Annotated in this window: 9 protein-coding genes; 2 read left to right on the top strand and 7 right to left on the bottom strand. The window is 70.3% G+C overall.

Annotation, left to right across the window (positions count from 1 at the left end; all coding sequences use genetic code 11):
* The 5 genes from ACWCWD_RS36255 to ACWCWD_RS36235 form a co-directional block, all read right to left on the bottom strand.
* Positions 1-479: potassium-transporting ATPase subunit C (locus tag ACWCWD_RS36255; protein ID WP_450779785.1), on the bottom strand; the 479-nt coding region annotated here is incomplete at its 3' end.
* Positions 480-485: 6 nt separating this feature from the next.
* Positions 486-2,585 carry a potassium-transporting ATPase subunit KdpB gene (kdpB, locus tag ACWCWD_RS36250; RefSeq protein ID WP_450779783.1) on the bottom strand — a complete coding sequence of 700 codons (2,100 nt, stop codon included), beginning with the start codon at positions 2,583-2,585 and terminating at the stop codon, positions 486-488.
* A gap of 26 nt (positions 2,586-2,611) precedes the next feature.
* On the bottom strand, positions 2,612-4,276 hold the full coding sequence (gene kdpA / locus ACWCWD_RS36245; RefSeq protein WP_450779781.1) for a potassium-transporting ATPase subunit KdpA: 1,665 nt from the start codon (positions 4,274-4,276) through the stop codon (positions 2,612-2,614).
* A gap of 6 nt (positions 4,277-4,282) precedes the next feature.
* Complete coding sequence (gene kdpF / locus ACWCWD_RS36240) at positions 4,283-4,372, bottom strand: K(+)-transporting ATPase subunit F (RefSeq protein ID WP_078075662.1); 90 nt, start codon at positions 4,370-4,372, stop codon at positions 4,283-4,285.
* A gap of 422 nt (positions 4,373-4,794) precedes the next feature.
* Complete coding sequence (locus ACWCWD_RS36235) at positions 4,795-6,741, bottom strand: NAD-binding protein (RefSeq protein WP_450779779.1); 1,947 nt, start codon at positions 6,739-6,741, stop codon at positions 4,795-4,797.
* Positions 6,742-7,059: 318 nt separating this feature from the next.
* Between ACWCWD_RS36235 and ACWCWD_RS36230 the strand changes: the two genes are divergently transcribed.
* Entirely contained in the window at positions 7,060-7,881 is an 822-nt protein-coding gene (locus ACWCWD_RS36230) for an alpha/beta fold hydrolase (protein WP_450779778.1), read from the top strand.
* A gap of 357 nt (positions 7,882-8,238) precedes the next feature.
* On the opposite strand, the gene ACWCWD_RS36225 is transcribed toward ACWCWD_RS36230, so the two are convergent.
* Together ACWCWD_RS36225 and ACWCWD_RS36220 are read right to left on the bottom strand one after the other, a co-directional pair.
* Entirely contained in the window at positions 8,239-8,982 is a 744-nt protein-coding gene (locus tag ACWCWD_RS36225; RefSeq protein ID WP_450779776.1) for a phosphotransferase family protein, read from the bottom strand.
* A 278-nt stretch (positions 8,983-9,260) separates the two neighbouring features.
* Entirely contained in the window at positions 9,261-10,025 is a 765-nt protein-coding gene (locus ACWCWD_RS36220; protein WP_450779774.1) for an SDR family oxidoreductase, read from the bottom strand.
* 127 nt (positions 10,026-10,152) lie between these two features.
* Between ACWCWD_RS36220 and ACWCWD_RS36215 the strand changes: the two genes are divergently transcribed.
* Positions 10,153-10,491 (top strand): winged helix-turn-helix transcriptional regulator, encoded by a 339-nt coding sequence (locus ACWCWD_RS36215; RefSeq protein ID WP_450779772.1) that lies wholly within the window; start codon positions 10,153-10,155, stop codon positions 10,489-10,491.
* Positions 10,492-10,698 lie beyond the last annotated feature (207 nt).

Below are 10,698 nucleotides of genomic sequence, written 5' to 3'. Positions count from 1 at the left end.
GGGTCGAGGCCGGAGCCGGAGGAGGTGACGGCGTCGGCCGGCACGTCGTCGGGGCTGACCGGGTGGCCGGCGACGGAGTTGTCCTTGACGACCGCCGCTTTGGCGGCGGTGACGGAGTCGACCAGTTTCGGGTTGTCTCCCGCGAGGTTGGTCGCTCCGGATACGAGCAGCTCGTACTGGGTGTTGACGGTATTGGTGGAGAGGCCGTCGGAGGGGCGGGGCTGGAACCATCTGAGGTCCGGGTCCGCCGTCTCCTGGCCGTCCTTGAGGGGCAGGTCGTAGCGCTGGCCGATCAGCTCGGAGCCGACCACCTCGCCGCTCGCCGTGATCTCGGAGCCGTCGGCGCGGCCCGGCATGAGGCCCTGGGCGATGCCGGTGATGACGAGGGGGTAGACGACGCCGCAGACCACGGTGAGTACGAGCAGGGCCCGCAGCGCCGCCCAGAGCAGTCGGCCGGTGTTTCCTGGGGAACTGGTCATGGCGGATCAGCCGATTCCGGGGATGAGGGAGATGATCAGGTCGATGATCTTGATGCCGATGAACGGGGCGATCAGGCCGCCGAGGCCGTACATCCCGAGGTTGCGCCGGAGCATGCTGTCCGCGCCGGCCGGCCGGTAGCGGACGCCCTTGAGGGCGAGCGGCACCAGCGCGAGGATGATCAGCGCGTTGAAGATGACGGCGGACAGGATCGCGGAGCGGGACGAGGACAGATCCATGATGTTGAGCTTGTCCAGCCCGGGGTAGGCCGCGGTGAACATGGCCGGGATGATCGCGAAGTACTTCGCGACGTCGTTGGCGATGGAGAACGTGGTGAGCGCGCCCCGGGTGATCAGGAGCTGCTTGCCGATTTCGACGATCTCGATCAGCTTGGTGGGGTTGGAGTCCAGGTCCACCATGTTCCCGGCCTCCTTGGCGGCCGAGGTGCCCGTGTTCATCGCCACGCCGACGTCGGCCTGGGCGAGCGCGGGGGCGTCGTTCGTACCGTCACCGGTCATCGCGACGAGCTTGCCGCCCGCCTGCTCCCGCTTGATGAGGGCCATCTTGTCCTCGGGCGTCGCCTCGGCGAGGAAGTCGTCGACCCCCGCCTCCTCGGCGATCGCCTTCGCGGTCAGCGGGTTGTCCCCGGTGATCATCACCGTGCGGATGCCCATCCGGCGCAGCTCGTCGAACCGCTCCCGCATGCCCTCCTTGACCACGTCCTTCAGGTGCACCACACCCAGCACCCGGGCGCCCCGGTCGTCGTGCACGGCCACCAGGAGCGGGGTGCCCCCGGCCGCGGAGATCGCGTCGGACAGCGGTCCGGCATCCTCGGAGACCGTACCGCCCTGCCCACGGACCCAGTCGAGTACGGAACCCGACGCGCCCTTGCGTACGGAGCGGCCCTCCACGTCCACGCCCGACATGCGGGTCTGAGCGGTGAACTCGACCCAGACGGCATCCGACAACTCTCCCTGATGGCGTTCGCGCAGTCCGTACTTCTCCTTGGCGAGGACCACGATCGAGCGGCCCTCGGGGGTCTCGTCGGCGAGCGAGGAGAGCTGGGCGGCGTCGGCGAGCTCCGCCTCGGTCACCCCGGTGACCGGGAGGAACTCGGCGGCCTGGCGGTTGCCGAGGGTGATGGTGCCGGTCTTGTCGAGCAGCAGCGTCGACACGTCGCCCGCGGCTTCGACGGCCCGGCCGGACATGGCCAGGACGTTGCGCTGCACCAGCCGGTCCATACCGGCGATACCGATCGCGGAGAGCAGCGCGCCGATCGTGGTCGGGATCAGACAGACCAATAGCGCCGCAAGGACGATCATCGACTGCTTCTGACCGGCGTAGACCGCGAACGGCTGCAGGCTGACGACGGCGAGCAGGAAGACGATCGTCAGCGACGCCAGCAGGATGTTCAGCGCGATCTCGTTCGGCGTCTTCTGCCGCGCCGCGCCCTCGACCAAGTTGATCATCCGGTCGATGAAGGTCTCGCCCGGCTTCGTCGTGATCTTGATCAGGACGCGGTCGGAGAGGACCTTCGTGCCGCCGGTGACCGCACTGCGGTCACCGCCCGACTCACGGATCACCGGAGCCGACTCGCCCGTGATCGCGGACTCGTCGACCGAGGCCACACCCTCCACCACGTCACCGTCGCCCGGAATGACATCTCCGGACTCGCACACGACCAGATCGCCGACGCGCAGCTCGGTGCCGGGAACCTGCTCCTCCTTCCCGCCGACGATCCGGCGGGCGACCGTGTCGGTCTTGGCCTTGCGCAGGGTGTCGGCCTGCGCCTTGCCGCGTCCCTCGGCCACCGCCTCGGCGAGGTTGGCGAAGATCGTCGTCAGCCAGAGCCAGGCGGCGATGGCCCAGCCGAACCAGTCGCTCGGGTCCGTGGCCGCCAGCACGGTGGTGAAGACCGACCCGATCAGCACCACGAACATGACCGGGGACTTGACCATCACCCGGGGATCGAGCTTCCGTACGGCATCGGGGAGCGACCTGAGCAGCTGCTGAGGATCGAAGAGGCCACCGCCGACGCGCCCTTCGCCGCCCTGACGGCCGGTGGGTGCGTCCTGGTGCGGTGCCCGGGACGGGGTGACAGCGGACATGGAGTCCTCTTGCTCTGGACCGGTGGTCATGACGCCAGCCCTTCGGCGAGCGGACCCAGCGCGAGCGCCGGGAAATAGGTCAGACCGGTGACGATCAGGATCGTGCCGGCCAGCAGCCCGCTGAAGAGCGGCTTGTGGGTGCTCAGGGTCCCCGTTGTCGCCGGTACGGGCTTCTGCGCGGCGAGCGAACCCGCCAGGGCGAGGACGAACACCATGGGCAGGAACCGGCCGAGGAGCATCGCGATCCCGAGCGTGGTGTTGAACCACTGGGTGTCGGCGTTCAGGCCCGCGAACGCGGAGCCGTTGTTATTGGCGCCGGAGGTGTAGGCGTAGAGGATCTCCGAGAAGCCGTGCGCACCCGGGTTCAGCATCGAACGCGGAGGGGTCGGCAGCGCCATCGCGGTGGCCGCGAAGCCGAGCACCAGGGCCGGGGTGATCAGGATGTAGCAGGCCGCGAACTTGATCTCGCGGGTACCGATCTTCTTCCCCAGGTACTCCGGCGTGCGCCCCACCATCAGACCGGCGATGAACACCGCGATGATCGCCATGATCAAAATGCCGTAGAGCCCCGATCCGGTACCACCGGGAGCGACCTCGCCGAGCTGCATGCCCAGCAGGGCGATGCCGCCGCCGAGGCCCGTGAACGAGGAGAGGAACGCGTTCACGGCCCCGGTCGACGTCACTGTCGTGGCCACGGCGAAGATGGACGAGCCGCCGATGCCGAAGCGGGCCTCCTTGCCCTCCGTCGCCCCGCCGGCGATGTCGAACGCGGGGCCGTGGTGGGCGAACTCGGTCCACATCATCAGGGCGGTGAAGCCGACCCAGATGAGGGCCATCGTGCCGAGGATCGCGTACCCCTGCTGGAGCGAGCCGACCATCCGCCCGAAGGTACGGGTCAGGGCGGAGGGGATGAGGAGGATCAGGAAGACCTCGAAGAGGTTGGAGAGCCCGTTGGGGTTCTCGTAGGGGTGGGCGGAGTTGGCGTTGAAGTAACCGCCGCCGTTGGTCCCCAGCTCCTTGATGGCCTCCTGGGAGGCGACGGCCCCGCCGTTCCACTGCTGCGAGCCGCCCATGAACTGGCCGACCCCGTGGATGCCGGCGAAGTTCTGGATGGCACCCGTGGCCACCAGCACGACGGCCCCGATCACCGCGATCGGCAGCAGGACGCGGACAGTGCCGCGGACCAGGTCGGCCCAGAAGTTGCCGAGTTCGCCCGTACCCGTACGGGCGAACGCGCGGACGAGCGCGACGGCGACGGCCATGCCGACGGCGGCGGAGAGGAAGTTCTGCACCGCGAGGCCGCCGGTCTGTACGACGTGGCCCATGGCCTGCTCGCCGTAGTACGACTGCCAGTTGGTGTTGGCGACGAAGGACGCCGCAGTGTTGAACGCCTGGTCCGGATCGATCGACGAGAACCCGAGGGAACCCGGCAGGCCCCCCTGCACCCGCTGCAACAGGTACAGGAAGAGAACGCTCACGGCGGAGAAGGCCAGCACCCCGCGCAGGTACGCGGGCCAGCGCATCTGGGTGTCCGGGTTGGCGCCGACGGCCTTGTACGTCCACTTCTCGACGCGCAGGTGCTTGCCGGAGGAGTAGACGCGGGCCATGTGGTCGCCGAGCGGGCGATAGGCCAGGCCGAGCGCCACGAGGAGTGCGAGGACCTGGAGCACACCGGCGAGGACGGGACTCATGTCGGGCTAGAACCTCTCCGGGTACAGAAGGGCGAGGACGAGGTAGCCCAGCAGGGCGACGGCCACGACGAGGCCGACGATGTTCTCGGCAGTCACAGCTTCGCCACCCCCCTGGCGATCAGGACCACCAGCGCGAAGACCGCGATCGTGGTGACGACGAAGACCACGTCGGCCATTCCATGCTCCTCGGGCCGTGCGTCGGGCAGGGCCACCCCTCGAACCAGCCGGCTCCCCGCGGAAGCCTCCGGCTGGAGCCGGACCCTCGGACACCCAGCAAATCCCCGGGGCAGCCGGTTCCGCCTGTCGTGGACGACGCGCCGGCGGCCGTCGGCGCTTCTTTGACGTACTGCGGACAAGGCGGCCGCCCCGGCGGGGAAAGGGGAAGGCGTTTAGCCCGTCCGAGGCGAGTCGCCACCGCCCGGCTGTTGCCACGGCCCGGCTGACACCGGCGCCCCGCGGGCATGCCGCCTGCTGCCCCCGCCGCGTCCCGCTGTCCCGCCCCGGTCCCCTACGGCCCGTCAGGTGGCGTCCGGAGCGGTCGGCGCTCCCCGCGTGAGGATGTCGAGTCCGCGCCGGGTCGTCGCCAGAACGACCCGGTCGCCCGCCCTCAGGACGCGGCCGTGGGGAGGGCGCCAGTCGAAGCCGGCGCGGTCGGAGAGGTCCTGGCCGCCGAGGGTGTCGGAGGGGGATCCGGCGGGCGTTCCCGAAACCGCGGATCCCACGGCGAGGACGCGCCACTCGTTCCGGGCGAACGCCTCGTGGACGGAGAAGCCCTCCAGCGCCGGATGGCCGGCCACGTCCACCGTGGTGAACAGGAGCACTCCTCGCTCGACCGGCATCACGCCCAGGACGTGGCGGCCCATCATCGCTGCGGCGAACGCCGGCGAGGCGAGCGCCGAGACGCTCCGGCTACGGGTCACCGCGTCCGGATAGGAGGCGCGCAGGGTGAGCGAGACGGTGGCCGCGAAGTCGTCGTCGTACAGCCGCATCACCGCCCGTACGTCCGAGTTGGCCTCGCGCGCGGCCATGACGATGTCGAGGTTGGCGCTGTCGTCGCTGGTCAGGACGAGCAGGGAAGCGCTGTGCCCGATCCGGGCGAGGTCCAGGGCGCGGGGACCGGTGGCGTCCTCCAGGATGAGGGGCACACCGAGCTCCCGGGCCACCGCGACGCCCCGTGCCTGAGGATCGCGTTCGACGGCGACGACCCGGTGATGGGCGGAGCGCAGCCGGACCAGGACCCTGGTGCCCACCTTGCCGAGCCCGACGAGCACGATGTGGTCCCTCAGGTCGTCGGAGGGCAGGTGGTTGATCGACGCGGCCCGGAAGGCGCCGGTGGCGTTGATGGTGGCGGCCACCACGAGCGGGAGGATCGCGATGCCGGTGAAGCCCGCGATCAGCTGGAGGAACTTGCGGGCCCGGGGTTCTGCGGTGGCGGGATCGCCCATGGTGAAGATGTCCAGCAGCGGAAGGTACACCGCCTTCCACAGGGGTATGCCGTCGACGGCCGCGTAGGTCGCGAGGGAGAGCAGCGCCACGACCGCTGCCAGCACGCCGAAGACGGAGGTCATCTCGCGTGAGACGAACACCTTCCACGGCAGGTGGGTGAGCCGTTCACGTAGCCAGCCGCCGATTCCGCGGGAGGCCGAGGGGGGTTCCAGTGTGCGGTCGGCGGTGACTTCCTCCAGCATGAGCCGGCCGTGCGTGAACTGGCTGTTGTAGGCGGTGACGGTGTCCGGCAGGAGCTGGGTTCCCCCGTCCCCGGGGGTTTCCGCGCTGTCCTCGCTGCGTGGGTCGTGCCGGTCCGTTCCGGAGAAGACGGCCAGGGTGGCGAGATCTGCCGTGTGCGGGGGAGTGCCGGCCGGGCGGACCACTCCGCGGAAGACCTTGCCCGCGACCTGGAGGGTGTGGCCGTGGCCGAGCGCCGCCGCGGCGACCAGCTCGGGAACCGCCGTGTCGGCGTCGGAGAGCACCGTGGTCGACGTGTCGAGCGGCAGGTCGGTCGGCGGGGCGTCCTGGGGCGAAGCCTCCGGCCGGTTCCGGCGGGCCAGGACGGCACGGTCCAGAAGCTGTTCCAGATGACGACCGCGTTCACGGTGGTACATCCGGATGACCAGGCGGACGGACGGATTGATGCTCCGGGCGAGCAGGGCCGCCATCATGTTGGTCTGGTCGTCGCCGTAGGTCAGGGCGAGGGCGGCGGCCTGTTCGACCCCTGCCGCCCGGAGTGTCTGCTCGTCGGGACGTGCCGCTACCAGCAGCTCGATGCCGGAGGAGGGGTCCCGGTGGAGCGCGTCGATCTCTCCGCCGTGCTCGTGATGGCGGGACGGCAGGACGACGGTGACGGTCTCTCCGCACACCGCGTCGAGTTCGACCGCGAGGCGGCGGGCCAGGCCGTCGTCACCGCAGATCACCATGTGCCCCGAGCGCGGGGTGTCGTGCGGGACGGCTGAAGAAGTCGTGATCACACGCGTCAGCCTGCCGTTTCCATGGTGTTCGATTCCAGCCCGGCCGGAAGTCCGGCGTCAACGTTCCGTATGGAAAGGGCCGATGGCCGAGATCCATCGCCGTTCCGGGGCAGGGCCGGGCACTTCGCGGCAACCGTGCCCCTCCGGGTTCGGTCCCGGCGTCAGAACTCCCCGCCCGGTGCGGTCGTGCGGTTTCCGCCGTGCGGGCTGCCGCCCACTTCGAAGTAGACAGAACGTTCTGCCTCGACGTGGCGTCAATTCTGTGGCACACTACCTGGACAAGAACGACCGTTCTGTCTATTGGTGAATGAGGTTCCTGTGACCAAGCCTTCGATCCGGCGATCCGCCCTGATCGCCGCCGCTCTCGCCGCCGTAGCGGCCGTCTGCATCCCCGCCGCCGACGCCGTCGGACACCACGACGCCGCGCCCAAGCCCACTGTCGTCTTCGTGCACGGAGCCTTCGCGGATTCCTCCGGCTGGTACGGCGCGATGGACCGCCTGCGCAAGGACGGCTATCCGGTCCGTGCCGCGAGCAACCCGCTGCGCGGCCTCTCCGGCGACTCCGCCTACGTGCGGGACTTCCTCGACAGCGTCGAGGGGCCGGTCATCCTCGTCGGCCACTCGTACGGTGGGGAGGTCATCACCGACGCGGCCGCGGGCGACCCGGACGTCAAGGCCCTCGTATACGTGGCGGCCTCGGTTCCGGACGTCGGTGAGTCGCTGGCCGACCTGACCGCCCATCCGGTCGACCACCCCGCGACGCCCCTGCCGTTGCAGGAGGTGGAGTTCACCAAGCCGGACGGAAGCCAGGGCGACGACGTGTACATCGACCGGGCCAAGTTCCGCGAGGTCTTCGCCGCGGACGTCGATCCGGCCGTGGCGGCCGACATGGCGGACGCGCAGGAGCCGATCGACCTGGCGGCCCTCAACCAGACCGCCACGGCGGCCGCGTGGAAGACGATTCCCTCGTGGTACCTGGTCGCCAAGCAGGACAAGGCGATCAGCCCGGACCTCGAACGCTGGATGGCCAAGCGCATCGGGGCGCACACCGTCGAGATCGACTCCTCGCACGCCGCCATGGTCGGCCACCCCGGAGCGGTCGCGGACCTGGTCGAGCAGGCGGACCGCGGTACCCGCTGACACATCCTCACATGCACCGTGACGTCTCACCCGATCGGGGAAGTGTGGGTCCGCAGGGCTCGGTCCGGGTGCCTTTCCAGAGGTACGCGCATGCGGGCAGAGCCCCTCGGCGGAACAGAACACTCCGCGTCGCGGTCGGCGTCGCTCCGGCGTTCCCGGCGGTGAGCCGGTCGTACGCGCTGCGGGTGCCGGGGCCGCTTCGTCGGTTCCGGGCGGCGGAGCCCGATCCCGCGTGCGAGGTCGGGACAGTCGCGCCGGAGCGGAGAAGGCGCCGGAAGCACGCGCGGAAGCCACGCACATCACCAACACCGCGACCGCGCCGGACGGGCGGAACCCGGCAGATGGGCCCACGCGGCCTCACATCAGGGATCTCAGCACGTCGACCTCACAGCCCGGCGCGGACGGGTCGAAGCCGTGCTCGATCAGCCAGCGAACTGCCAGCAGGCTTCGCAACGACCACCACGCGCGAATCACGTCGAGGTCGATGTCGGTGCCATAACCGGTGATGACGTCCTCGAGGTGCTCCTCGTGTCCGAGTGTCAAGGTGGCGAGGTCGTACAGGGCATCACCCCGGCCCGCCTCGGACCAGTCGATGATGCCGGTGACCTCGTCGTCGACGAAGACGTGCGCGATCTGCAGGTCGCCGTGGGTGAACACCGGAGTCCACGGCCGGAGCGCCGCCTCGGCGACCCGGCGGTTGCGGGTGACCAGGCCGGCGGGGAGGAGGCCGTCCGTCACGAGCGACTCGCACGCGTCGTCGAGTTCCGCCGCCAGCGCGACGCCGCTCCGACCGGCCCGGCCGGGCCGGGGCGGCAGCGGCGCTTCGTGCAGCTTCCGGATGGCGGCGCCCGCCGCGGCCCACGCCGCCGGTGACCCGGTCGACGGTCCGCCGAGGCGCCCGAGCGCCGTCCCCGGGAGTGCGGCGATCGCGAGCACGGGTGGCTTGCGCCACAGGACCTCCGGGGTCGGGACCGGCGCGAGGGACATCGCCTCGACCTCGGCATCGACGCGCGCCCGATCGGCGTCCACCTTCAGGAACACGTCGCCGACGCGCAGGGTCGCGCGCTCGGAATGGGCGACGACGACTTCGATCTCATCCATGGGTGACCAGTGTCCCGGGGATGACTGCAGGCGTACCCGGTTCGTCGCATGCGAGGAGACGGGCGGCCCGCGTCCCGCTGCCGGCGGACCGTGCACGGCGCCGGCCAGTCCCACCCCTTCGGTCAGGAGTCCGAGAGCCGCCGGGTGCCAAGGACAGCTGCACCAAGAACGGCCAGACGCGAGAGAGTCCCCTCCTGGAGAAGAGCATCCTCAGTGCTCCGGACAGAGTGCACAGGGCTGTCCGCCCGTACCCGGAGGCCGAAACCGGGCAGGCCTCCTCAGCTGGCCGGGCCGCCGACGAGGACCGACCAGCCGCCGTCCACCCGCAGAGTCGTGCCCGTGGCCGCGCGGAGCGCGGGGTCGGCCGCCAACGCCACCGCGGCGGCGACATCCTCGGGCTCAAGCACACGGCCCAGTACTGACTCGCGGGCGAGGACGGTGCCGCGTTCGCCGGCCAGGACTTCGGCGGTGGCCGGTGTCCGGACCGCGCCGGGCGCGACGACGAGGACGCTGATACCGTCGCGCGCGCTCTCCGCGGCGACGTGGCGGGCGAAGGTGGCCAGCGCGGATTTTGCTGTGCCGTGCGCGAGTCGTCCTTCACCGACGTAGTCCGCTGCGGTGCTGCCGATGTAGATGATCCGGCCCGCCCGCTGCGCCCGCATCGGCGTGAGGACGCGTTTGGTGATGTGGAAGGCACCGGCAAGCTCGCCGGTGACCTTGGCCGCAAACGCCTCCCACTCCAGGTCGGCCAGCGCGGCGAACGGCGGTGGTGCGGTATTGGCGTTGACGACGACGGTGTCGATCCGCCCGTGGGCTGCGAGGATCCCGGTCACCAGCTCATCGACAGCGGTCGGGTCGGTGACGTCGGCCCTGGCGCTCGACGCGCGGCCGCCCGTCGCCTCGATGCCATGAACGGTCTTGGCGGCGTCGGCCGCACCGGTGCGGTAGTTGACGATCACGTGATGCCCCGTCATTCCGAGGTGCCGTGCGACGGCCGCCCCCAGACCACGGCCGGCACCGGTGACGAGTGTGGTCGGTGGCACGCTTCCTCCTCGGTCGTGAACAGGTCACTAACCTAGGGAAAGCGCCGCTGCGGCGGAAGGCGCTCACCCCGTGGTGCGGTGCTCTCCCGTCGGTGAGTGCGCAGTCCAGGAGACCGGGAGAGGCGCGATGAGTGACGTGTTCCACAAGGACTGCCCGGCGCGCGAGGTGCTGGGGCATCTCGCCGGCCGGTGGACGATCCTGATCCTCACGGCGCTGCTGGCCGAACCGTTGCGCTATCACGAACTACGTACGGTGGTCACCGGAATCAGCGACAAGAGCCTCGCCGCCACGCTCCGATCGCTCCAGCACGACGGCCTGGTGCACCGCCAGGTCGGCACGGGGCAGCCGCCATCGGTGACGTACTCGGTCACCAGCCTGGGGCGCGGCGCGGCCGCGGCACTGGACCCGCTCCTGCAATGGATCCGCGCCAATGCGGCGGAGATCACGGCACGCCCCGAGAAGTGACCGGCCGTTGCGGGCAGGGCGGATGACAGGTACCAGAAGGCCGGCACTCGGGCATCCGCTCGACGTGACTCGGTCGGAACGCCCCACGTGCTTCGCTTAGTGTGTCGGTGTGTTAGCCGTCAGTAGTCGGTGGGTGCCTGATCGGGCGTCGGCGGTTCGTGCAGGGGAGTGGGAGTGGGTTTCACGGTTACAGCCGGACCGGTAGAC

It is taken from the genome of Streptomyces sp. NPDC001493 (genome assembly GCF_053597235.1).
Note: the sequence above shows the minus strand (reverse complement) of the source record. Positions and strands in the feature narration are given on the sequence as shown.